At 30.5% G+C, this 24,525-nt stretch carries 27 protein-coding genes; 18 read left to right on the top strand and 9 right to left on the bottom strand.

Features of this window, described 5'->3' with window-relative positions; genetic code table 11:
• Positions 1-338: 338 nt before the first annotated feature.
• From FVE75_RS07085 to FVE75_RS07015, 16 genes are all read left to right on the top strand, one after another.
• Entirely contained in the window at positions 339-1,514 is a 1,176-nt protein-coding gene (locus FVE75_RS07085) for a chorismate mutase (protein ID WP_147005858.1), read from the top strand.
• Positions 1,515-1,572: 58 nt separating this feature from the next.
• Entirely contained in the window at positions 1,573-2,289 is a 717-nt protein-coding gene (locus FVE75_RS07080) for a pseudouridine synthase (protein WP_147005857.1), read from the top strand.
• A gap of 25 nt (positions 2,290-2,314) precedes the next feature.
• Positions 2,315-3,130: a shikimate dehydrogenase family protein gene (locus tag FVE75_RS07075; RefSeq protein WP_147005856.1), complete on the top strand. Its 816-nt coding sequence runs from the start codon at positions 2,315-2,317 to the stop codon at positions 3,128-3,130.
• A gap of 29 nt (positions 3,131-3,159) precedes the next feature.
• The gene (locus FVE75_RS07070; protein ID WP_147005855.1) at positions 3,160-3,975 is read left to right on the top strand and encodes a hypothetical protein; all 816 of its coding nucleotides are present in this window, start codon (positions 3,160-3,162) and stop codon (positions 3,973-3,975) included.
• 40 nt (positions 3,976-4,015) lie between these two features.
• Positions 4,016-4,342 carry a hypothetical protein gene (locus FVE75_RS11480; RefSeq protein ID WP_232052485.1) on the top strand — a complete coding sequence of 109 codons (327 nt, stop codon included), beginning with the start codon at positions 4,016-4,018 and terminating at the stop codon, positions 4,340-4,342.
• A gap of 30 nt (positions 4,343-4,372) precedes the next feature.
• Positions 4,373-4,885, top strand: a complete 513-nt coding sequence (locus FVE75_RS11475) for a hypothetical protein (protein ID WP_232052484.1) — start codon at positions 4,373-4,375, stop codon at positions 4,883-4,885.
• A gap of 15 nt (positions 4,886-4,900) precedes the next feature.
• A complete protein-coding gene (locus tag FVE75_RS07060) occupies positions 4,901-5,089 on the top strand; it encodes a DUF4250 domain-containing protein (RefSeq protein WP_026746664.1) in 189 nt (62 codons plus the stop codon).
• Between the two features lie 48 nt (positions 5,090-5,137).
• Positions 5,138-5,635, top strand: coding sequence for a shikimate kinase (locus tag FVE75_RS07055; protein ID WP_147005854.1), 498 nt, complete (start codon positions 5,138-5,140; stop codon positions 5,633-5,635).
• Between the two features lie 22 nt (positions 5,636-5,657).
• Entirely contained in the window at positions 5,658-6,089 is a 432-nt protein-coding gene (gene aroQ, locus FVE75_RS07050) for a type II 3-dehydroquinate dehydratase (RefSeq protein ID WP_147005853.1), read from the top strand.
• A 20-nt stretch (positions 6,090-6,109) separates the two neighbouring features.
• Entirely contained in the window at positions 6,110-6,544 is a 435-nt protein-coding gene (locus FVE75_RS07045; RefSeq protein WP_006804726.1) for a HutP family protein, read from the top strand.
• Positions 6,545-6,563: 19 nt separating this feature from the next.
• Positions 6,564-7,235, top strand: a complete 672-nt coding sequence (locus FVE75_RS07040; RefSeq protein WP_147005852.1) for an HAD family hydrolase — start codon at positions 6,564-6,566, stop codon at positions 7,233-7,235.
• A 235-nt stretch (positions 7,236-7,470) separates the two neighbouring features.
• Complete coding sequence (locus FVE75_RS07035) at positions 7,471-8,769, top strand: adenylosuccinate synthase (RefSeq protein WP_147005851.1); 1,299 nt, start codon at positions 7,471-7,473, stop codon at positions 8,767-8,769.
• Positions 8,770-8,943: 174 nt separating this feature from the next.
• Positions 8,944-9,381, top strand: a complete 438-nt coding sequence (locus tag FVE75_RS07030; protein WP_083378199.1) for a rhodanese-like domain-containing protein — start codon at positions 8,944-8,946, stop codon at positions 9,379-9,381.
• A gap of 76 nt (positions 9,382-9,457) precedes the next feature.
• On the top strand, positions 9,458-9,934 hold the full coding sequence (locus FVE75_RS07025; RefSeq protein ID WP_147005850.1) for a hypothetical protein: 477 nt from the start codon (positions 9,458-9,460) through the stop codon (positions 9,932-9,934).
• 45 nt (positions 9,935-9,979) lie between these two features.
• A complete protein-coding gene (gene purB / locus FVE75_RS07020) occupies positions 9,980-11,422 on the top strand; it encodes an adenylosuccinate lyase (protein WP_147005849.1) in 1,443 nt (480 codons plus the stop codon).
• Positions 11,423-11,428: 6 nt separating this feature from the next.
• Entirely contained in the window at positions 11,429-11,929 is a 501-nt protein-coding gene (locus FVE75_RS07015; RefSeq protein WP_147005848.1) for a very short patch repair endonuclease, read from the top strand.
• Between the two features lie 578 nt (positions 11,930-12,507).
• Here FVE75_RS07015 and FVE75_RS07010 read toward each other — a convergent pair.
• The 4 genes from FVE75_RS07010 to FVE75_RS06995 all read right to left on the bottom strand — a co-directional run bounded on the left by FVE75_RS07010 (position 12,508) and on the right by FVE75_RS06995 (position 15,400).
• Positions 12,508-12,879 carry a hypothetical protein gene (locus FVE75_RS07010; RefSeq protein WP_147005847.1) on the bottom strand — a complete coding sequence of 124 codons (372 nt, stop codon included), beginning with the start codon at positions 12,877-12,879 and terminating at the stop codon, positions 12,508-12,510.
• A gap of 24 nt (positions 12,880-12,903) precedes the next feature.
• Positions 12,904-13,527, bottom strand: a complete 624-nt coding sequence (locus FVE75_RS07005; RefSeq protein WP_147005846.1) for a DUF4125 family protein — start codon at positions 13,525-13,527, stop codon at positions 12,904-12,906.
• 66 nt (positions 13,528-13,593) lie between these two features.
• Positions 13,594-14,547 carry a DUF4037 domain-containing protein gene (locus tag FVE75_RS07000; protein ID WP_147005845.1) on the bottom strand — a complete coding sequence of 318 codons (954 nt, stop codon included), beginning with the start codon at positions 14,545-14,547 and terminating at the stop codon, positions 13,594-13,596.
• 22 nt (positions 14,548-14,569) lie between these two features.
• Complete coding sequence (locus FVE75_RS06995; protein WP_147005844.1) at positions 14,570-15,400, bottom strand: tetratricopeptide repeat protein; 831 nt, start codon at positions 15,398-15,400, stop codon at positions 14,570-14,572.
• A gap of 252 nt (positions 15,401-15,652) precedes the next feature.
• On the opposite strand from FVE75_RS06995, the gene FVE75_RS06990 reads away from it, so the two are divergent.
• Positions 15,653-16,573 carry a cation diffusion facilitator family transporter gene (locus tag FVE75_RS06990; RefSeq protein ID WP_147005843.1) on the top strand — a complete coding sequence of 307 codons (921 nt, stop codon included), beginning with the start codon at positions 15,653-15,655 and terminating at the stop codon, positions 16,571-16,573.
• An 80-nt stretch (positions 16,574-16,653) separates the two neighbouring features.
• On the opposite strand, the gene FVE75_RS06985 is transcribed toward FVE75_RS06990, so the two are convergent.
• The 5 genes from FVE75_RS06985 to FVE75_RS06965 form a co-directional block, all read right to left on the bottom strand.
• Positions 16,654-17,382 (bottom strand): gamma-glutamyl-gamma-aminobutyrate hydrolase family protein, encoded by a 729-nt coding sequence (locus FVE75_RS06985; protein ID WP_147005842.1) that lies wholly within the window; start codon positions 17,380-17,382, stop codon positions 16,654-16,656.
• A gap of 40 nt (positions 17,383-17,422) precedes the next feature.
• Positions 17,423-18,406, bottom strand: a complete 984-nt coding sequence (locus FVE75_RS06980) for a dipeptidase (protein ID WP_147005841.1) — start codon at positions 18,404-18,406, stop codon at positions 17,423-17,425.
• Positions 18,407-18,457: 51 nt separating this feature from the next.
• Entirely contained in the window at positions 18,458-19,420 is a 963-nt protein-coding gene (locus FVE75_RS06975; protein ID WP_147005840.1) for a S66 peptidase family protein, read from the bottom strand.
• A gap of 46 nt (positions 19,421-19,466) precedes the next feature.
• Positions 19,467-19,811 (bottom strand): YhcH/YjgK/YiaL family protein, encoded by a 345-nt coding sequence (locus FVE75_RS06970; RefSeq protein ID WP_232052483.1) that lies wholly within the window; start codon positions 19,809-19,811, stop codon positions 19,467-19,469.
• Positions 19,812-20,054: 243 nt separating this feature from the next.
• The gene (locus tag FVE75_RS06965) at positions 20,055-21,020 is read right to left on the bottom strand and encodes a tRNA dihydrouridine synthase (RefSeq protein ID WP_232052482.1); all 966 of its coding nucleotides are present in this window, start codon (positions 21,018-21,020) and stop codon (positions 20,055-20,057) included.
• Positions 21,021-21,264: 244 nt separating this feature from the next.
• Between FVE75_RS06965 and FVE75_RS06960 the strand changes: the two genes are divergently transcribed.
• Complete coding sequence (locus FVE75_RS06960; RefSeq protein WP_147005839.1) at positions 21,265-24,513, top strand: autotransporter outer membrane beta-barrel domain-containing protein; 3,249 nt, start codon at positions 21,265-21,267, stop codon at positions 24,511-24,513.
• Positions 24,514-24,525: the final 12 nt, after the last annotated feature.

The following is a 24,525-nucleotide window of genomic DNA, read 5'->3' as shown; positions in this document are numbered from 1 at the left end:
ATATTATGTATAGTAAAACTAGTTTAAAAAAGAACTCAAAAATTATGACTATTTTACTCAAACCCTAAATTATATAATTTCTATCAGTTCAATTTTAAATAGTTCGAGTATATAATAATTTGGTTTAAAATAGAGCAGAAAATTAGAGAGTCTATTGATTTTTGCATATTATTATTCAAACTTTAAGTGAATTATACAATTTATATTTAAAAAAATAATTAAATTGAGAAAGAAGATTGCAATAAATAATCTAATTTCTAATATACTCTAAAGAAAAATTAAAAAGCTATGTTATAATAAAACAGTTCGTTTTTATAAAAAGAAAAAAGGGAAGATGAATGGATATAAATAAAAATTTGGATTTGGAAGAAATTCGGGAAAAAATTGATAGATTGGATAGCCAACTGGTGAAACTGCTGGAAGAAAGACTGCATATTGTACAGGAAGTGGCACAGTTTAAAAAATTAACTGGAAAGAAGATTTTTGATGAAAAACGAGAAAAGGAAGTTATTCAGAAAAATTTAGAAAGAGTTAAAAATAAGGAACTGAATCATTATATTGAGTTGATTTTAAAGGATATTATGGATTCCAGTAAGGAATACCAGAAGTTTAAAATTGGTATTTCAACTAGATATGTGAATGATTTGGAATTGGAAAATAAAAAACTAGGATATACGGGAGTGCCTGGCTCCTATGCGTACGAAGTACTAATGAACTTGCTTAAGAATAATAAAAATTCAAATATTTATAATATTGAAGAGAATAAAAATATTTTTCATTTTAATTCACATAAAGATTTGGTGGAGGCTGTACATACTAATCAAATTGATATTGCAATATTGCCGATAGAAAATTCTATCGTTGGAGAAGTGCGAGACAGTATTGACTTGATAAATACAAAAAATATCCACATAATTGGAGAAGTCAGACATAAGATTTCACACAACTTGCTTGGTGTAAAAGGAAGTAAAATTGAAGATATAAAAAATATTTATTCTCATGAACAGGCTTTTATGCAATGTTCAGAATTTTTATCAAAGCATGAGTGGCATCTTAATCGAATGACAAATACTGCAATTAGCGGAAAATACATCGCATCAAAAGGTGAAAAAGAAAATGCCTGTATCGCAAATATGAAAACAAAAGAAGTATACAACTTGGAATTACTAAAGGAAAATATTAATAATGAAGAAGAAAACTATACGAGATTTTTTATCATTTCAAATGAGGATATTGTAATTGATGGAAGTGATAAAATAAGTATAGTAACGAGTGCAAATAATGAGTCGGGAGCATTAATTGGATTGTTGCAGATTTTTTATAAATATGGTCTAAATATGGTAAATCTGAAGTCACGGCCAAGAGTAAGTAAACCTTGGGAATATTATTTTTACATTGATTTTGAAGGAAATATGTCTAGTGAGAAAGTAAAAATGGCACTTGATGAAATGAGAGAAAAATCTAATTATTTACAAATTCTTGGAAATTATAAGCTGTATAATTTAGAAATATAAATAAATTTACATTTTAAAATTTTTGATTTTAGCTTGGTTTTAAAGGAGTTTGAGAATAATGAGACTGGATAAATTTTTGGCAAATTCGGGAATTGGAACACGAAAAGAAGTCAAGGATATTTTAAAAAATAAGAAAATTAGTGTTAATGATACTTTTGTAAAAGATGGAAAAATTCAGATTGATGAAGAAAAAGATATTGTAAAATATGAAGATAAGATTATTTATTATAAGCCATTTGTCTATATTATGATGAATAAGCCCGCTGGAGTAATTTCGGCAACGGAAGATAATCATCATAAAACAGTTATTGATTTGTTGAATAACGAATACAGAACTTATGATATTTTTCCAGTCGGACGGCTGGATATTGATACGGAAGGCTTGCTATTGCTTACAAATGATGGAGTTTTGTCACATAATTTACTTTCTCCTAAAAAACATGTAGATAAGAAATATTATGTAAAAATAGCAAATTCTCTTAGTGATGACGATATAAAAATGTTGGAAAATGGAATAAAATTGGAAGAAAACTTTGTAACAAAAAAGGCGAAAGTTGAAATAATTTGTAATAATTCTGAAAAAAATGAAAATTTGGCATATATAACAATTTCTGAAGGAAAGTTTCATCAAGTGAAGAGAATGTTTAAAGCTGTCAATAATGAAGTTCTTTATTTGAAGCGAGTAAAAATGGGAGGTCTTTCGCTGGATGAAAAATTGAAACTTGGAGAATATCGTGAATTGACAGAGGAAGAATTGAATAATTTGAAAGTTTAATTTGCAGAAAGAAGGAAACAATAAAATGGAAAAATATGGATTATTAGGAGAAAAATTGGGACATAGCTATTCAAAGGAAATTCATGAAATTTTTTTTGAGCTGACTGGAAAAAAAGCAAGCTATAAGATGATTGAAAAGGAGATTGGTGAAATTGGGGAATTGATGGAAAGCATAAGAAATGGTGAATTTAATGGTATTAATGTTACAATTCCTTACAAGTTGGAAGTTATTAAATATTTGGATGAAGTATCAGAAACTGCTAAGAAGATTGGGGCAGTAAATACGATAACATGTCGAGATGGCAAGCTGATTGGAGACAACTCTGATTATTTTGGATTTTTGAAAACTTTGGAGTTAAATGATATTGACGTAAAGGGTAAAAAAGTGCTTGTGCTTGGAACAGGAGGAGCTTCAAAGGCTATTTACAATGGGCTGATTGACAGTGGTGCCGAAAATGTTTTTCTTGCTACAATTATTGAAAATGACCCCTTTAATGTGAGGGCGCAAGACAGGTTAATTCATTATTCAGCGATTGCAGGGCTTAGGGATATTGAGCTTATTGTAAACTGTACTCCAGTTGGAATGTATCCTGCGGTTGATAACTGCCCGCTTGAAGAAAAAAACTTGATTAATGCAAATGCAGTGGTGGATATTATTTACAACCCGAAAGAAACAGTTCTTATGATAAAATATAAGTTAAAGGGCGTAAAAGTGGCAAATGGACTAGTAATGCTTATTTCACAGGCAATAAAATCTGAAGAAATTTGGCATAATGAAGAATATAGCAAAGAAATTATAAAAGAGATTCATAAAAGATTAGAAAAAAAATTATACAAATAAAAACAAAGTTGAGAAGAAAGGAAAATTTAATGTTAAAAAAAATAATAATAGGAATACTCATTTTTTCAAGTATTGGTTTTGCACGGACAAATAAGGAGATTATTGATGCAGGAAATGAAAAACAGAAAGGAATTTTTGATAAATATTTTAATTCATCATCAGCAGTAAAAAATGGAACAGCAGTCGCAAATTCTGCCTATGCCGATGTAATGACAAACTTATATAATGAAAATCGTGCATATTTTGATAAAGAATTTGGAAGGCTTACTGGAAATAGACGTTCTAATTTTAGAACAATGTATGCGTTTTATAGTGATTATATTGTGGAATACCGAAAATTTTTACAAAATGCCTTTGGAGCATTTTTGGCTGATACAGGGGAATTTCAGTCATATGCTTACACAAATAATTATTTGTTGCTGGAAACATTCAACTTGAATATGAATACTTATCTTGAAGCTGAAAAAGATGCTAAAACTGTGGACGAAAATATAAATGCAATCTATGACTATTTATATAGCGAAGGAGACAAAATTCAAAAGGAAGATTATAAAGGAATGTCAAGCAGTAAAATGCAGACACTTGTGAATGAAGAGTATGACAAGCTGGAAAGAGTGCTGGATATAAGAGGAAACGAAGGAAAGGAAAAGAAAAAGGCTGCAAATATCGCAAAATCAAGCTTAAAAAAATTAAGAAAACTTTATAGTAATTATGATAAATGGTTTGATGATTATGTGGAGACTTCTTCGTTGTCACGTGAAAATAAAGAAAAATTGAAAAAGTTAGTAAAATTTGAAAATCTTTCAAATATTAAATTTATAATTCAGTCAATTGAAAAAAAATAAAACTATAAATAATAAGTAAAAAAATTCGGAAGGAGTCAAAATGAGTGAGAAAAATATAAATAACAATGAAAATTTAGAAAATGCTAAAGAAGAGAAAAATCAAGTTTACGAAATGGAGAATCTTGAAGTAAATGAAAGGCCTACATTAAAAAGTAGAAAATATGTGAATTTAAGAGATAAAACTGATTATATCGATTTAACAATTTATAACGAACTTGATGATTTTGCGGCAGAAGTATTAGATAGCGACAATTTCTTAAAATATGTGAATGCAAGAAGAGAATATTTATTTGATTCTAACGAAGCTATAAAAAAATATTTTGGGGATGAATTTTTGAATAATAAAGAAAATGAAAACAAATCATAAAATACTTTTTCAGAGTTTTACTATGAATATATGATAAGATATTCAGATTGCTATCTTTATGAATTTATGGCAAAAGGCTATACTGACGGATTTAGGGAATTGCTTGAAAAAAAGGGTATAGATCCTGACAGTCTTGATGTAAATTGGGAAAGTATCCGTTCTAAAGAACTTGAGTATGATGAATCGCTTGTGGACATTTTATATTCAATTATAAATTATGAGCTTGAACATCGTGGATACTCTATTTTTGGAATAAATATGGGATATGAATCAACATTGTATTTCATTGTTCCGCAAAAGGCATTTTCAAGAATTGACAACGAGCCTGAATTATTTACTATTTTTGATATAGGATTTTTAGAAACAATCTATAACGAAATTTATGAAGTGGTAGGAAATCTTGGAATTGAAAATGTTGGAGTTGGAGATTTCCTGGAAAAACGTGGAAACGAGTACTATAGTTTATTTGCTGATGCAAGTAAAAATGTCATAATTGAAAATATTGATGAAAATGATGAGTCGAAAGTGAAAATAATTTTGTAAAAAAGGGAGCAAAGAATGATAAATTTTGAAACTAAAGATACAATGCTGCTTTATAGTCTTGTAAATATGAAGTTGCGTGATGAATTTTTAGATTTAGATGATCTTGTAAATTATTATGGTGTTGATAAAAAAGAACTTTTAGATAGATTTTCAAATGATGGATATGAATATGTGGAAGGGGAAAATCAATTTAAAAAAATATAATTTTGGAAAGTAAAAATTAAAAATTCTATGAAAAAAGGTAGATAATATATGAAAAATATAGTATTGATTGGAATGCCTGCCTGTGGAAAAAGTACGATTGGGTACTGGCTGTCAAAAAAAATTAATTTCCCTGTTATAGATGCAGATAAATATTTGGAAGAAAAGGAAAATAGAGTTATTTCAGATATTTTTTCAAATGAAGGGGAAGAGTATTTTAGAGAACTTGAAACTAAATATTTGAAGGAATTATCGAGAAAAGAAGGAACTATCATTTCAACAGGCGGTGGAGCTGTTAAAAAGAAAGAAAATATTGATATTCTAAAAAAAACTGGGATTGTCGTATTTCTTGATAGAACAATAGATGCCATTTCAAAAGAAAATCATAAAAACAGACCTCTTTTGCAAAATCCTGATAATCTTCAGAAACTGTATGATGAAAGAATAAAGCTGTATAGACGATATGCTGATATTATTATAAAAAACGACGATAGTATAGATATAATTGTCGACAGGATAATTACTTCATTGAAGGGTAAAATTTTATAAAAAGATGGATGGAAAAATAATAATGAAAAAAATATTAATTATAAATGGGCCTAATCTAAATTTTCTAGGAATTAGAGAAAAGGGAATTTATGGAAATCATGATTATAACAGCGTTTGTAAATACATAAAAGAAAAATTTGAAAATGAAGATGTAAAAATCGAGATATTGCAGTCAAATTCTGAAGGAAAAATTATAGATTTTTTGCAGTCAGCATATTTTAATGAAGTTGACGGGATTGTAATAAATCCCGGAGCTTACACTCATTACAGCTATGCAATTTTTGATGCAATAAAATCAGTGTCTATTCCGACTGTGGAAGTGCATTTGAGCAATATTCACGAAAGAGAGGAATTTAGAAAAATTTCGGTTACAGCTCCTGCCTGTATTGCACAGATTTATGGAAAAGGTAAGGATGGGTATGTAGAGGCTGTAGAGCTTCTTTTAGAAAGATAAAAAATATAGAGGATAGAAAAATGGAAGAAAATAATAAAAGTGTTGAAATATGCAGAATAGCATTGAAAATGTCAATTTCTTCACGTGATGAGGAAAAAAAATTGATGCAGGATTACAAAAAAGTTGGTATAAAGACAGCCGCAGTAAATGTTGGTGGTGCAATGCCGCAATCACGTTTTAAATTTATAGAAAGCGCCTTAATGGCAGCCAAAAGAAATAATCTAATTCAAGACGTGCATGCTCATGATGGTGCGGTAATTGGTGCAATGCGGGAAGCAATGAGCCAAATTGAAGCAATTATAAACGGTCTTAGTGTCGGTGGGAAAATTGGGCTGGCAAGAGAAGGGGAACATCTGGCTGTAGCAATATTTTTAAGTGTTGGAATATTACAATTTAATGAAGTGATAACTTCTGTTGCACATCGTTCAGTTTCAATACTTGAAAATGAAAAATAAAATTAAGGAAAGGCTTATTATGGGAAAAAAATTTTTTGATGAAATAGAACTATTTTTGTTTGATATGGATGGATTATTGTTTGATACAGAAACTATTTATGTGGAATATGGACGTGAAGTTGCTAAAGAAAAGGGATATACAATAACAAATGACATTGTGGAAAAAACAACGGGCGTTACAAATGATAAAGCAAGAATATTGTTTAAGGAAGCCTTGGGTGAGGAATTTCCGTATGACGAAATGATGGGAAAAGTTAAAAACTTTATACTGGAAAAAGGACTAAAAGGCGAAGTTCCTCTAAAATTAGGAGCATTAGAATTGCTTGAATTTTTAAAGAAAAATAATAAACAGATGATTTTAGCTACTTCATCGGATTTACATCTGGCAGAGGCATTAACAGAAGGAAAAGACATAAAAAAATATTTTTCCCATTTAGTGACAGCAGAAGATGTTGTTCACGGGAAACCTGATCCGGAAGTATTTCTAATAAGTGCAAAAAAAGCTGGGGCATCTCCTGAAAAAACGGTAGTATTTGAAGATTCGTTCAATGGAATAAGAGCAGCTCACGCAGCTGGGACATTTCCAATTATGGTGCCAGATAAGTTGAAACCAACAGAGGAAATTGAAAAATTGGTTTATAAAAAGTTTGATAACTTAATGGAAGTGCTTGATTATTTTGAGGGGAAGTAAATTACTAAAAACAAAATAGAAATCGATTAATAGGAGTTATTTGTGGCAAATAAGATAACTTCTATTTTTTTGTGAAAATTATTTTATTAAAAGATTTAAATCAATTGAAAAAAAATAGTAAATATAGTAAAATGAATAGTAAAAAGATAAAATTTTAGTAAGGTAAATTTTTTAGTTTTTATGGTTCAGTTTCAAAAAAAGTAAGAAAATTCTAAAAATTTAGGAGGAATGAAATATGGAAAGTAATACTTTTGTAATTGTGGGAACGCAGTGGGGAGATGAAGGAAAAGGTAAAATTATTGACGTACTCTCTCCAAAAGCGGATTATGTAGTTAGATTTCAAGGTGGTAACAATGCTGGACATACAGTTGTTGTAAACGATGAGAAGTTTATTTTGCATTTGCTGCCGTCTGGAATTATTAACTCGGCTGGAAAATGTATAATTGGGGCTGGAGTTGTTGTTGATATTGAAGTATTATTGACGGAAATTGACGAGCTCGAAAAAAGAGGAAAAAAGCTGGATAATTTATTTATCGATGAAAGAGCGCACATAATAATGCCTTACCATATCGAAATTGACAAGGCTAAGGAAGAAGCTATGGGTGAAAATAAAATTGGTACGACTCAAAGAGGAATAGGTCCTTGCTACATTGATAAAATCGCAAGAAATGGAATTAGAATTGGTGATTTACTAGATCCTGAAAGATTTAGGGATAAACTTACTTGGAACGTGAATGAAAAAAACGATATGCTGACTAGATACGGTAAAGGAACTTTCGATTTGGAAGAACTTTACGAAAAATTTATGAAACTTGCTGAAAAAATAAAATTTAGAATATTTGATGCGGTTGTAGAAATCAATGAAGGAATTGAAAACGGAAAAGTAGTACTTTTTGAAGGGGCTCAAGCGTTAATGCTTGACATTGACTACGGAACTTACCCTTACGTAACTTCATCATCGCCAACATCTGGCGGAGTAACAGTCGGAACAGGAGTAGCTCCAACAAAGATCTCAAGAGTGCTGGGAGTTATGAAAGCCTATACAACAAGAGTGGGAGAAGGACCTTTCCCAACAGAGTTAGAAAATACAGATGGAGAAACTTTGCGAAAAGTGGGACACGAATTTGGAGCAACAACTGGACGTCCAAGAAGATGTGGATGGCTTGACTTGGTAATTGGGAAATATGCGGTGTTAATCGACGGATTGACAGACATTGTATTGACAAAACTGGATGTATTGACAGGATTTCAAAAAATAAAAGTGGCAGTAGGTTATGAAATTGACGGAAAAGTATATCATTCTTATCCTGGAAACTTGAGAAAATCTAAAGACTTGAAAATAATTTACGATGAATTAGATGGCTGGAAAGAAGATATTGCACAAATAAAAAATTACGAAGACTTGCCTGAAAACTGTAAAAAATACGTTGAATATATTGAGAAAAAATTGAAATGTAAAATCTCGATGATTTCAGTAGGGCCTGAAAGAAGTCAGAATATTTATAGATATGATTTGGGAGAGTTTGTGAAGTAATTTTTGAAGTTGGAGGAAATTATTTAAGAAATGAAGTAAATTCAAAAGATAAGATTATAGAATTTAGAAAAAGACTTTTGGATAGGAATAAGAATTTTATAAAAGAAAAGCAAGATATTGAATTTGAGAAAAATTATGAAATAAAAAATTTGAATAATGAAATGGAGAGATAAAATGAAAATAAGAAAAATAGCGTTATTAACAATGGTTGGAGTAATTTCTGTGTTGGGATTTTCGTGTAGTAAATCAGGAAATGAAAAAGAAACTTTAGCGATGTCAAAAGAAGCAAAAGCTGGGAAAAAAGCAGAATATAAAAAGATAACTTCAGATGAAGCTAAAAAGATGATGGAAACTCAAAAAGTTATAGTTGTAGATGTTAGAACTTTGGAAGAATATAACGAAGGGCATATTCCAAATGCGATTTCTGTTCCATTGGAAACTATTGAAAATGAAGCAGAAGCAAAATTGAAAAATAAAGATGCTTTAATTCTAGTTTATTGCAGAAGTGGAAGACGAAGCAGGGAAGCAGCATTAAAATTGATTGAAAAAGGTTATACAAACGTGATTGATTTTGGTGGAATAAAAGATTGGAATGGGGAAGTTGTGAAATAATGCAAGCAGGAAAGAGAGCGTTATTGATGAACGATAAAATATAAAAAGATTATTTGAAAAAATAAAAGAATGAGTAATGGAAAAAATATTAGTAGTGTTGATGTTGGCTATAGGAGCAATTTCATTTTCAGCTCCAACACAAAATGTAAAAAAATCTAGGGCTGATAAGTCTGTGAATGAAAATGCTGCACAAAATCTGTCTTTTGGTACAATTACGGTAAAATTGAAAGGTACTAAGCTTTCAAAAACTGATAAAAATAAAATAGAATTAGAATATGAAAATTTTAAGGCAACTGGAAATAATAAAAAAGTTTATACAGAAAAAGACTTTCAAGTAAATGGAAAAAATCCAAAAATTATTATAAATAAAACAATTTCCACTGCAATGATGGAAAATTTTGTTAATAGTGATGAAGAAATAGTTGTAACAGGGTTTTATGAAAATAATGAAGGAATTAAGTATAGACCATTTAATTTTAGTTTTAGTGTAAATAAAGATGAAGTGAAAAAGATGTACTTTAAGGATGGGGCAATTTACATTTGGGATAATTAAGTTAGAAAATTTTGTAAATAAAATTAAGTAGGAGGAATTGAGAAAATGGAAAATATGAGTATATATTCAAATCCGTTGGCGGAAAGATATTCTAGTAAGGAAATGTTGCATATTTTTTCACCTGAGTTTAAATTTAGAACTTGGAGAAAGTTGTGGATAAATTTGGCGGAGGCTGAGAAGGAACTTGGGCTTGATTTTATTACGGATGAGCAGATTGCGGAACTTAAAAAATTTAAAGATGATGTGAATTTTGAAGTTGCAGCAGAATTTGAGAAAAAGTTGAGACACGATGTGATGGCTCATGTTCATACTTATGGAGAACAGGCGAAAAATGCAAGAAAAATCATTCACTTGGGAGCAACAAGTGCGTATGTTGGGGATAATACTGATTTGATTCAAATTAAGGAAGGACTTTTAGTTATTAAAAGAAGAATGCTTGCTTTGATTGAAAAAATGAGAAATTTTGCATTGGAATATAAAGACTTGCCTACTTTAGGATTTACTCATTTTCAAGCGGCACAGCTTACAACGGTTGGTAAAAGAGCGACATTGTGGCTTCATTCTTTACTTCTTGATTTTGAAGAGCTGGAATTCAGACTCGAAAATTTGAGATTTAGAGGAGTCAAAGGGACTACTGGTACACAGGCTAGTTTTAAAGAGCTGTTTGAAGGAGATTTTGAAAAAGTAAAACAGTTGGATGAACTGGTTACTGAGAAAGCTGGATTTAGTAAAAAACAAGGTGTTTCGGGGCAAACTTATGATAGAAAAGTAGATGCACAAATTTTGAATTTATTGTCGAATATTGCTCAATCTTCTCATAAATTTACGAATGATTTTAGACTACTGCAGCATTTGAAGGAACTAGAAGAGCCATTTGAAAAAAATCAAATTGGTTCAAGTGCGATGGCATACAAGAGAAATCCGATGAGAAGTGAAAGAATTTCATCACTTGCCAAATACGTGATTTCAAGTTCACAAACAGGAGCATTAGTTTTTGCAACACAATGGTTTGAAAGAACATTGGACGATTCTGCAAGTAAAAGACTTTCGATTCCGCAAGCATTTTTAGCAGTGGACGCAATCTTGATTATTTGGCTTAACATTATGGATGGAGTTGTCGTTTATCCAAAAGTAATTGAGGCAAATATTCAAAAGGAATTACCATTTATGGCAACCGAAAACATCATTATGGAATCAGTAAAAAAAGGAATGGATAGACAAGAAGTTCACGAAATTATTAGAGAACTTTCGATGGAAGAAACAAAGGAAATTAAATTGAACGGAAATCCTAACAGACTAATTGACAGAATTATAAAAGACGGCAGATTAGGACTGAAAGCGGAAGATATGGAAGGAATCTTGGTTTCAGCTAATTATACTGGATTTGCTGGGCAGCAGACTGAGGATTTTGTGAAGAATGAGATTAATCCGATTTTGGATAGATACAAGGATGAGATTGTTGAAGATAGAGAAGAATTAAGGGTTTAATAAAAAGTGAAAAAGAAAAAACCTCTCACAAGAAGCCAGAACATGGCAAGAATAAAATCTAAAAACACTAACCCTGAGATTTATATTCGGAAATTGCTTTATAAAATGGGATATAGATACAGGGTTAATTATTCGGAGCTTCCAGGAACGCCTGATATTTTTATTTTGAAATACAATACTGCGATATTTGTGAACGGATGTTTCTGGCATAGGCATGAAAATTGTAAAATTGCAACTTTTCCTAAGACACATGCTGAATATTGGGAAAAGAAGTTTAGGAGAAATGTAGAGAGGGATATTGAGGTCCGTGAGAAGCTTTTTGAGATGGATGTTAGTGTTATTACAATTTGGGAATGTGAAGTCAACAAAATACAACGAAATGAAGAATATAGAAAAAAATATCTAAAAATTTTAAGGGATAGGATTGAAAGAGTTTTTAATTATGAAGAAGAGGATATTTCGGTACAAATGGAAGTTGCAGAGAAAAATAAAAAATATATGAAATAGGGAGATATTGCAGTGAAAAGCAAGTTATTATTAATTTTTTTAGTCTTGATATTATCTTTTAACATTTTTTCAAATACAAATTCTAAAGAAAAGCTTAAATTGGCAAAAACATATTTAGATTAGAAAAATTATAGGCAATCTGAAAAAATATACTTGCAATTGGCTAAGTAAAAAGGTATTAATTGCGACATTTTACTAATTTTTTTTAAAACTAATTTCGTACAAAAATTTTTCAAATAGTATAGTTTAAATATGTTCTTGATTTTAAATTTATTAGTATTAAAGGCTCTTAACAAGTCTTCTAGATATATCGGTCTTCTTTGGGTAAAATTCTCTCTCAGAAGACCGTTACTGTTTTCATTATATACTTACCTGTCATGAACAGTAAGAAACTGCAAAATAGAAGTCTATTCTTATCTTCTTTACTTTTTTCCAGCATGAAAATTACTTATCTCTGTCTGATATGAAAATCTTAAAGATTCCTTTGGAGACACTGGTTATCAGCGGTTTTATTGCTTCCAGTATTAAATTTTTACTTTTTGTTTCACTTGATTTGACAATAAACCTAATTCGTAATTTTAATCATATAAATAGAAATCCATTATTTGTAATAGCTCCCTAGAATTATCATCTATATTTTCATTCGCTAATACATCCTTTATTTCCTCTTGCAATTTCATTCTTTCGTTTTTAAATTCTTCCTTTCTTTCAGCATCATAGGCCATATGTGCCATTCTTCCTATTGCTGAAAAACCGAAAGTAAAATAATTAAAAATTGTTGTAAATCGTTTTTTCTTTTTAGTTCTTTTAAATTTCATATATTTTTTATCAATTGAACTTATGTCTAGATTTTCTTGTTTTGCTGATTCAAAAAACTTTTCTAGCCTGCTTACACTATTTCTTGAAAATAATTCTAATCCACGTTCTATTAATTCCTTTACTTTTACCATTTATCTTCCCTCCAACTTATAAATTTATAAACTCTTCTCTGCTTCCTCAATAGAACTGTAACCCTTTTCCAGTACAATGTTTTCCAAATTATTTTCTGCTAAGTTTACATTATTTGTAACACAACTTTGGATATACTCATAATATAATTTCAATGTTTTTACTGAATATGATGATAATTCTCCCTTCAAGTAAGTTTCAATTGAAGTATAGTTGGGTGTGTCATATTTTGAGTATAAAGGACGCCCTTTTGAAGTAACTTTTGGATATTTTTGTATTATTTCTTCTTCCCAATGCAAATAAATTTCTACTATTTTTTGTACCAATTCTTCCTTTTCTTGTGAAATTTCAGGCAAATATTCCTTAATAATTTCGTATTCTTTTGGAGAACTGTATTTCATCATTCTGGCATATTTATCTTGAACAATATTTTCACCACGGTGTTTTGCTAAAATCAAGTCTTCCAAATAACTTTCCAAAATTTCATCAGGCAATGTTTCCCATTGGCTTCTTCTCATAATTTCAAATTCCTGCGGATTATCCTGACAATCAGCTCTTCCTTCCGTATGATGTACATTTTGAAAAAATTCCCATTCTCTTTTTAAAATTTGTCTAATAAAACTTTCTTTTTTACTAATTTCTCTTTCCATTTTCAATTCTCCTATTTTAAATCCAATATTCTTTAACTTTGTTGATTATTTTAAAAATTTTTTATTTTAATCCATCGCAGGATTCCAGTTTCTTAATTTCTCATCTTGAATTTTATTTTGCACAAAAGGCCCATAATCCTGTAAAAAGTCGCTTGTTAATTGTCTTGGAACAATATCTTGATTTTTCATTTCCGTAATTACATCAGCACTTATTTCTTCAATAATTTGAAATTTTCGATTAACTGCACTAGTTGGCAATTTTACCAGTTCTTCAATTAAAAAATAAGTTTTTTCTCCCAAGATTTTCAAGTTTTTTAAGGCTCTTGGCATCCATTTGTAAAAAAGTTTATATTTTTTATTTAATAAAAAAATTATATGTATTGCCTCATTTATAAATTCAGTTTCTGCCAGCCTTGCTGCCACAATTTCATTTCTTTTCATGCACCGCAAGTAGTTATACTGCCCAGATTGTGCCATTTTCATACATCTTGTCGCAATTTTGTTAAGCCGTATATCTTCTGGAAAATATTTTTCCAAACCATTTCTAATTTTTGTGAATTGTCCTGAATTATCCATAAAAATTTCTCCATTAACCGCTGTTGCAAGCAATTCTTCTGGAATTAATCGCCAATCATACAAGTTATCAGGTGCTTTCACATCTCCCAAAAATTTGAAAAACCAGTCATCCATATTAAGGACACCCCGCCGTCCATCTCCAAACTCACTCACATTCAATGCTCTAAATCCCAAAAATTCCTTTGGCAATTCATTAAGCCTTTTTTGCAAATTTAATCCATATTTTTCATAATCTTCTGAACTTAGCCAAATACAGCAGGATGGTCCAAAATCATGATCTTGTGAAATCTCATCATCAAATCCAAAACATTCCGAACCTTCCCCCGCAAGTCCAGCCGCCATTTTTTCAAAAACTTCTGGAAATTCACTTTTTATAACTGGAAGATAAACTTCTTCAAAATATCTTTTTGAAAGTTCCAGCCCTTTTATTTTATTTGAATCCATTTTTTCTCCTTATTCCAAAAATTTAAACCATTTTTTCCTTTACAACTTCAATATTTTCCAAAATATTTTTGTAATTATTGCTTTCTTTCCCAAACGTCTTTTCACAAATTTCAGCACTTTTCTCAAATAATTCCAATGCTTTTTCATATTCATTTTCTGCAAAATAAAAAGTTGCCATATTGTTAAGGACTGCTGCATACAAGTTATGAGTTTTTCCAACTTCCTTTTCGATAAGTTCTAGTGATTTTTGCAAGTATTCTTCTGCTTTTTCTTTATTTTTTATCTTCAAGTAAGGCTGTACAAGATTACTTAGTGTAATTGCATACTGAATAGGATTTTCTCCAACTTTTTCCAATACTTCCAGACTTTTTTCCTGCAACTCAATCGCTTCCTCATATCTTTCAAGCTCCTGATAAAATAAAGCCAAATTATTGCATACGCTCGCATAAACATAGTCATTCTGTAAATTGTTATTTTCGTAAATTTTCATAGTATTAAGATAAATATTCTCTATGTCATCATACTTTTTCATAAATCTGTAAACTTCAGCTAGGTTAAGGCTGCAAGTCGCATAAGGAATACTATCTTTGCCATACTTTTTCTCAATAAAGCCTTGTGCCTTTAATAAAGCATCTTTCGCCGTGTCAAACTCCCCAACATATTTAAGAGTTCCCCCAACTTCATTCAAAATTTTAATATTTTCATTGCTTTCCTCACCAAAAACATCTTCTGTAAGTTCTGCTAATTCTTTTAATACTTTAACCTCTTCCACAACATTTCCCTGTTGCATAAGTTCTTTTCTTAAGTTTGTTAATTCATTTATTCTAATTTTTTTTTCAAATATATTTGACATTTTATATTTCTCCTTTATATTAACTTTATTACTTAATTTTTATGTTATAAAAGTATGATTTGAATCTATTTTAATTATTATTTCTAACAAAAGTTTACCATACAAAATTGCAATCTGCAACAGTATTAAAAATAATTTTAAGATTTCAAAATAGTTTTGCTATAAAATAAAATTATGTTGTTGAAATAAAAAAACTCCTATTATATAATAAAAATAGATTAAATATTTTTAGTGGAAAGAGAGAAAGATAAGATGAATAAAGAAAAAATAGATTTTAAGTACCATCATATAAAGCATTACAAATATCAGGCACAATCAAAGAAAACTTTAATAACTTCAATTTTACTGACATTATTTTTTGCTTTAGTTGAATTATTTGGCGGAATATTTAGTGGTTCACTTGCACTTATTTCAGATTCATTTCATATGTTTTCGGATGTTATTGCACTTTTATTCAGTATTATAGCAGTATTTTATTCAGCCAAAAAGCCAAACAAGAATTTTACTTACGGATTTTTGAGAATTGAGATAATTTCTGCATTCATAAATGGACTGGCTCTTATGATAATTTCAGTCGGAATAGTTATTGAAGCTGTAAAACGGCTTTTTAATCCAGAGCATGTTGATTTTTTTACGATGTTTACAATTGCAGTAATCGGACTTTTGGTTAATATAATACTTATGTTTGTACTTATGAAAAGTTTGAAAAAAGAAAATAATCTTAATGTAAAAAGTGCATTATGGCATTTTTTAGGAGATACATTAAATTCTGTTGGAGTTATAATTGCTGCGATTATTTTAAAATTGACTAACCTTGTTATTTTTGACATAATAATAAGTGTGATTATAAGCATTGTTATTTTTAGTGGCGGTTTAAAAATTTCAAAAGAGGCATTTTTTATTTTAATGGAAGCTGTTCCCAGCGATTTAGATATCGATGAAATTTATGCTAAAATTTTAACAATTGATAAAATAAAGGATATTCATGAATTCCATTTATGGAATATTTCTGAAGAAAATATAAGTATCTCATTTCATATTTTACTTGATGAGTATGATGGTGTAAATGATTACGAAATTGTAAATGATGTGGTAGAACTTTTGAAAAATGAATATGGAATAGAACATGTGACAGTCCAAATTGAAAATCCTGAAATAAATCCACACTTTTAACACATACTTTTAAAAGTGAGAAAATTTTAACTATGAGAGAGAAAGCTGACATTTAGCCAGCTTTTGTTTTTTTATAGAGATTAATCATTGCAACTTTCAATAAATTTATCAAAAATCTTCTGCATTTTCTCATTGCCACGAATTGCCATCATTTCAGGATGCCATTGTACTGCGTAAAAGAATCTATGATTTTTATTTTGAAAAGCTTCTATTATACCATCATTTGCTTTTGCAATAGAAGTCAAATCATTTCCCAAATCTTTTATCATTTGATGATGATAAGAATTGATTCTTGTTTTTTCACCAAAAATTTCAAATAAAATATTATCTTTTTCAATATTTATATCGTGCGTAGGCAGATCAGGAAGCCACTTTTGCATGTGATTAATAGTTGTTCCCGTATATTTTACATCTTGATACAAACTTCCGCCAAAATAGATATTTGCAATTTGCAATCCACGGCAAATCCCAAAAATAGGCTTTCCAGTTTTCATAAACTCATCCAAAATTGTAAGCTCAAATTTATCCCGCTCTGGCGTAATGCTCCCAACTTCCTGCAGACAGTCCTCTCCATATAAAATCGGATCAGGATCTCCTCCTCCAGAAAGCAAAAGACCATCTAAATGCTGAATTTGATCCCTTATAACTTCCATATTTTCTGTTATTGGCAAAATAAACGGTATTCCTCCAGCGTTTATAATCGCCTTGCTGTAATCCACAGAAACTATCGTTTTATGATCATTTAGTCTGTTCGGGTTTAATTCCAGCGAAGTAGTAATTCCTATAATTGGTTTTCTTTTATTGTTCATTTATTAAGTTCCTTTCTTTTCTCAATTTTACTATTATTTTTTATTTGGAATTTCTCACTCTTCCAAAAAAGTCAATAAAATTTTTATAAGTTACCATCTCAATCTCATTTTCGGAATATCCTCTTTTTTTCAAGGCGTTCTTAACATTTCCTAACTCTGTAACATCGTGAAGACCAAGAAGTCCGTCAGCTTCTTCTCCTTCTGGAGTATAATATTCCGCAAAGTCAAGTCCAAATCCAACTTTATCCAGTCCAATTTTTTCAGCTACATACTCTAAATGATTTAAAAGCATTTCCAAATTTTTCTCATTTTCATTTTGACTGACAAAATTGTGGTAACTGTTCATTCCAACCATTCCTCCACGCTCACCGATACATAAAATTTGATCATCAGTCAAGTTCCTCATTGACGGACAAAGGCTTCTGGCATTAGAATGTGAAGCAAAAAAAGGCTTTTTGGAATGTTTGGCAATATCCCAGAATGTTTTATCGTTGGCATGCGAAACATCAAGCAGGATTCCCAACTCATTGATTATTCTCACAGCATCAATTCCAAGTGAAGTCAATCCCCTGTTTTTATCTCCGCTCTGACCTGTTGCAAAAGCGTTTGTTTCATTCCAAGTCATTCCAATATGTCGCACACCAAGCTGATTTAATAAATAAATATAGTCAAGTTTATCTCCAATCCCTGGAAGCCCTTCTATCCCAAGCATAACACCAAACTTTTTATCTTCTTCCTTAACATTTTCCCAATTTTCAAAAATTTTAAAATCAGATGGCTCTTTTATAACCTTTATCAAATCTCTTGCGTGATACAATTCCTCAGTCATTGCTCGCAAATCTGCAAAAAAATATTCTTCAGTATTCTCCACTTCATTCACATTCAAATAAATAACAAAAATTCCTCCAGAAAGTCCTCCTTTCAAGAATTTTTCCTTGTATTTATTTCTGATAATATCCTTATTTCCCTTCTGATATTCCCAGAAATTATCTGTCCACACATCTGCATGCATATCAAAAAACATTGATTTTTTCCTTCTTTCTATGTAAATTTATTTATACTATTTTCTGTACTTCTATTTTTCAAAATAAATTTCATTTATATTTTCATTAATCTTCAAAGTACATTTTGCTCCCATCGGCATTGTTACCAAGTCAGGTTTTTCATGTCCACTTTCAAGTCCATAAATGACAGGCTTTTCATAATCCTTGAAAAAATTTTTTAAAAAGTCCATTAACTCATAATTTTTCCCATAAGTATTCTCACAGCCTGCAAAATTACCTAACAAAACCGCATTACAGTCTTCAAATTTTCCAGCATATTTCAAATGTGTCATCATTCTGTCAATTCTGCTGATTTCTTCTTCGATTTCTTCAATAAAAAATATTTTTCCTTTTGTATCAATTTCATAATCTGTTCCTAAAGTTGTAACAATTATTGAAAGATTTCCACCAGTTAATTCGCCGTTTATTTTTTTATTTTCAAAATCTTTTTTATACAGAAGTGAAGTTTCTTTTTCTGTTCCAGTTTTTTCATCTATTGGATTTTTAAATAACCATTTTTCACCTTTTTTCTTATCCAAGGCATTAAAAAAAGATTTTTTTGTAAACTCATTAAAATCATTAAACATATTCGACTTTATCATAGGACCGTGAAAAACTCCCAAATTACACTTCTGATTAAAAGAAATACTCAAATTTGTAACATCGCTATAACCTACAAAAACTTTAGGATTTTTCTTTATCAATTCATAGTCCAGCTTATCCAAAAGTTGCGAAGCGCTAAATCCCCCCTTCACACAAAAAATTCCTTTAATTTCATCATCAGAAAAAGCCTTGTGTAAATCTTTTACCCTAATTTCAGGCGTTCCCGCCATATATCCTCCAATATTCTCAAAAATACTTTTCCCTAAGACTGGCTCAAAACCTAAGTTTTTCACAGTTTCCTTACATTTTTCAATATCTTCTGCAAAAATAGGCGAAGAAGTGCAAACTAAAAACACTTTATCTCCTTGTTTCAATGGCTCTGGAAAATACATCTTTAAACTCCTTTTTTATTATTTTCTTTAGTTATAAAGTTTTATTTTAAATATTCATTTTGTTGATTTCAATTTTAAAAACAACTTTTGTAACAATTTTTCTTATATTCCCAGAATCATCATTTTCAGAAACATTAAGTTCAGGCTTGTGAACATCATTTGGAAAAAATACAAGAACATCTCCAGTTTTCATAATTATATCAAATGCTTTGTCACCTTCTAAAATTGTAAGATCCTTCTCTTCATCAAAGCTCTTGACTTCCATGTCTCGAATATCATTAATTGCGACTTTTTCAGTTCCATTAATCATAATCTGTACATCCAAATATTTTTTGTGACTTTCCCAAAATTTCTCATTTTCACTTTTCGTAAAATATTTTCCAAGATTCATTTTGATATTGTTATAACCAACATCATAACTTCCATTTACAAGCGATAAAATTTTATTTTCATTTTTTTGGCAAATTCAATACAAAATCGAATATCCTTTGCTAAACTCTTGTTTTGAATTTCATTGTTCACATTTGTAATAATCATTTCTTGCACTCTCCTTCAAAAAAATCACAGTTAACTTTCAACTGTGATTATACCCTTTTTATTAAGAATTTCAATAAAAAAACTTATTTACAACATTTTAATCATCTTTATTTTTCAAAAATTCTTTTTCCAAAATAATCTTATCAATATCTGTTTTCAGATTTTCATTATAAAAGTTCTCAATTACTGTGAATTCACTATTTCTATCTAAATTTTTATCCCAAAATTTTTGAAAATATGGACGTAAAAATTTGTTTATTTCAAGCACAGCTTTCATCTCGCCTTTATGTTTCACAATATTTTGCAGATGTTCCAAAACAAGTGATTTTGTTTCATCAAAAGTTTGAATAGTGTTTATTTTTCCAATCTGTAAAAATTCCCTTGTTTGTGGAATTAGCCAAGGATTACCTATTATTCCACGTGAAAGTATTATACCGTCAAGACTGCAGGAGGATGTTTTTCGTTTTATCTCGGTAGGCTCAAATAAATCGCCATTTCCAAAAAAATTTATATTTCTTGGCATTTTACTTAGTTTTTCAACAATTTCCCAGTTGGCAGTTCCAGAATACATTTGTTTTTGAGTTCGTCCATGCACACAGATAAAATCAAGATTATGCTTATTTGCCAAATTCAAAAATATTTCAGGATTGTCAAAATCTTTATAGCCAACACGTATTTTTATAGAAATTTCAGCATCAATATTTTGTGTTTCCAAAAGAACCTGATCAACTAAGTCATAATTTTCAAGAAGAGCCGAGCCTGCCCTATTTTTTATAATTTTAGGCTGTGGACACCCCATATTTATATTAATTTTTTTAAATCCTAGATTTTTTAGTTTTAAGATTCCTGAAACTAGTTCATCCTTATCTCCACCAAAAATTTGTGTTCCAGTTTGTTGTTTATCATCACACTTTAAAAGTTCATCTATTGTAGTATCATCCTCACGATTCAGTAAATTAGCATTTACCATTTCTGTAAACAAAAAATCTGGCTTAAATTTTTGAAGTATTTTTCTAAAGGAATAATCAGTAGTTCCGGCCATTGGGGCAGTATATATTTTCATTTTTTCTCCTATTTTTTTATTTTACATTATATACTTAAAATGAAAAAAAATCAAATATAGAAAGATATCAGCTTCAATAATTTTCAAACATATTTAAAACAGAAAATTATTTACTTTAAAATTTTGTATAATAATCTATTGACTTTTTGGGAATACGAGTTATAATTAGAATATATAAAATAACAGAATTTAATTTACTGTTATAAAATTTTAGTATACAAATTCTTTAAAGGAGAGGATTATTATGAAAAAAAATAAAAAATTAATGCTGCTTGCAATATCATTGCTTGCTTTACTAAGTTGTACAAGTAATAATGGTAAAGGTGGATTAAAAACAGGAATTGGTGGAACTAGCAGAAATAGCGGAGGTGGAAATGGTAAAGGTTCTGGAAATCCGACAGTTTCAAATCCATCTTCACCAATTTTTCCAGGCGCTCCATCTAACCCAGCAGGTCCCAATCCGTCGACACCGTCAATAAGCACAGATGCGAGATTTCCAAAAATAAATCTTAGCGCGATTCCTAATTCAAAATTAGACATTTTCGCATATAACATTGCTGGAGAAAAACTCGACATACCTAAAACTGCCAGTAGGAATCATTATGAAGTTAAAGACAGGGAAGTTGGATTTTATTTGAATCGTTCAGCTACAAAACCGCTTACTATAGCTGTTCCAACAACAATGGATGTAAAAGCAGGTGGAGGAGCAATGGCATTTTTTGAAGGAAATAGCGTTTACAGTGGAAACACACACTTTTTTACAGATCCTCAGGAAGCCGTTAAGCATTATTTTACAAAACTTATAAACAATGCTGATAAATTGACATTCAATATGGAGCCTAATTCATATTTGTTCGTACTTAAAGGTGTTGAAGTAGAATTGTCTAAAACTGATGTTTCAAATCTTCTTGCCAAAATTCCTGCAAATCAAAGACCAACAATTAATGGTACTGGCTATAAATTAGTTAAATTTGATAATTCCAGACTTTTTGTAGACAAGGATGTAAACTTGGATGACCCTAACGACTTGTATAATAAAGTAGATGTTACAAATTCTACTTTCACTATTAATTCTGGTAAAACAATTACTGGAACAAAAGACAATCAAATTGGAATTAAAGGATTGTATGGATTTGAATATGAATTTGTTCCAAACGATATGAATTATAACCGTGGTACTATCGATATGAAAGGTAGCAACTCAATCGGAGCATACGGTACTGCATCAAACTTTGATAACCGTGGAAAAATTTCTGTTGGTAAAAACTCTGTTGCGATTTACTGGAGTGCAGAATCTGAATTTGACTATGGACTACTTGGACCTTCTGCTCCTATTCCGCACAATTCTGCAAGAAACGACGGAGATATTCTGCTCGGGGAAAATTCTACAGGAATGTATATGGACAAGCCTTACTTTGATAACAAAGGATTTATTACAAATTTAAGCAATGGAAAAATTGAAAGTACAGCACCTAATGTAATCGGAATGTGGTCAAATGTTCGTAACCAGAAGAAAGATCCTGCAGCTTCAGATACTCCACAAGACGTAATTGGAAGTGTCGGGGAAATCAATCTTTACGGAGATAAGTCAATCGGAATCTACGCTGGCGGAGATGGTGCCTATAATGTAGAAAATCAAAAATATTTTGGTTCTACTGGAAAAATCAGAATAGGTGATTCATCTGACAGAAACAACCCAAGCATGGGAATGTACAGCGATAATCCAAATGCAAAAATGATAAATAACGGAATTATAGAAATCGGTAAAGATTCAATCGGTATGGCAGGAATCAACGGAAACACTTTAGAAAACAAAGGAACTATCAGCATCACTAAGGATGGCGGTATCGGAATGTACTTGGCAAATGGTTCTAAAGGTACAAACAGCGGTACAATAACGACTGTTGGAACTCCAAAAGACGTAATCGGTGTAGTTGTGGGAAAAGATTCTGAATTCACAAATACTGGTAAAATACACATTGAATCTGCTGGCGGTGCGGGAATTGTTATTGCTGGCGGAATAATTAAGAATTATGGAGATATTGAAGTTAGTGGCGGTGCCGTAAGAGATCGTGTAGACAACACGAGAACTATTAAAGTTCTCTCAAGTAAAACAAAACCAATCAACGGGGATTTAGGAGTTTACGTAGACACATTAGGAAAAACAAAACCAATTGAAGGACTTTCGAACTTAGGATTACAAAGTGCTGACTTGTTAATCGGAGCTGAAGCTACTGAAAAAACTAATGCTACTGAAGTAACAGTTGGAAATGATGTGCTTGATCCATTTAACAAATCTATTCAGTCAAGCAATATTGCAAACTGGAACGTAAAAACTGGTTCTTTAGTATGGGAAGCTGATTCAGAAATTAAAAATAACAAAGTAGAAAAAGTTACTTTGAAAAAACAATCCTATGCGAAATTTGCAGATAGTGAAACTTCTACAGAAGTGGCTAATGGGCTAGATGAAAAATATACTGGAACTGCGGCAGATTCAAAAGACAAACAAGTATTCAATTACTTAAATACATTGAGTGACAGAAAAGCATTGGCAAGAACTTACCGTGAAATTAATGGAAGTCAATATATCAATGTTCAACAAAGAATTGCACAGACTGATAATATTTTAGACAGCAAACTTTCTGCTTTACAAAAAGAAAATGCTAATAAATCTGGACATCATGTCTCTACTTTCTTTAACAGAGATAAACATGAGGCAAGAACGCCAGAATTAGCAGATTCAAACAGTTCAGCTTACGGAATTTCATATTTATTCAATAACGCTGATGCAAAACAGGGAATTTATGCCGGAACAGTTATTAACAATTTCAAATTTAAAGACAGTGGAAAATCAAAAGAAAATGTAACAATGTTTAAATTAGGCGCTTACAAGACATTTGACTTAAATAATCTTGATTGGACTTTAAGCGGAGATGGATTTGTTTCTAAAAACGATATGAAGAGAAGATTTGTAATCGGAAATAATGTTTATGAAAACAAGGCTAACTACAATGCTTACGGATTTGTAATTAAGAACGAATTAGGAAAAACTTTCCAAGTTGGAGAAAATGTTACAGTTAAGCCTTACGCTGGTCTAAAACTTGGTTATGGTAAATTTTCAAAAATTAAGGAAAAAGATGGAACTTTAAATATGGAAGTTAAAGGAAGCAATTACTATTCTGTAAAACCATCTGCAGGAGTTGAAGTTGGATATTCCGCTCCAATCACAGAAAATACTAAGTTCAAAGCATCTTTAGGACTTGGCTATGAACATGAACTAGGAAAAGTTGAAAGCAAGGCAAACGAAGCTAAATTTACGAATACAAGCGCTAAAATTAACTTAAAAGGTGCAAAATATGAAAGACGTGGAAACTTCAAGAGCGACTTAAAAGTAGGATTTGAAGCAGGAAACTTTAATTTCACAGTAAATGGTGGATATGATACGAAGGATAAAAATTCACACGTTGGTGTAGGACTTGGTGTTTCATTCTAATTTATTTTATAT

The sequence above is a fragment of the Leptotrichia hongkongensis genome (genome assembly GCF_007990635.1).
In the GTDB taxonomy this organism is placed as follows: Bacteria; Fusobacteriota; Fusobacteriia; order Fusobacteriales; family Leptotrichiaceae; genus Leptotrichia; species Leptotrichia hongkongensis.
The sequence above is the reverse complement of the archived record's forward strand: the minus strand, read 5'-3'. Positions and strand labels throughout refer to the sequence as shown.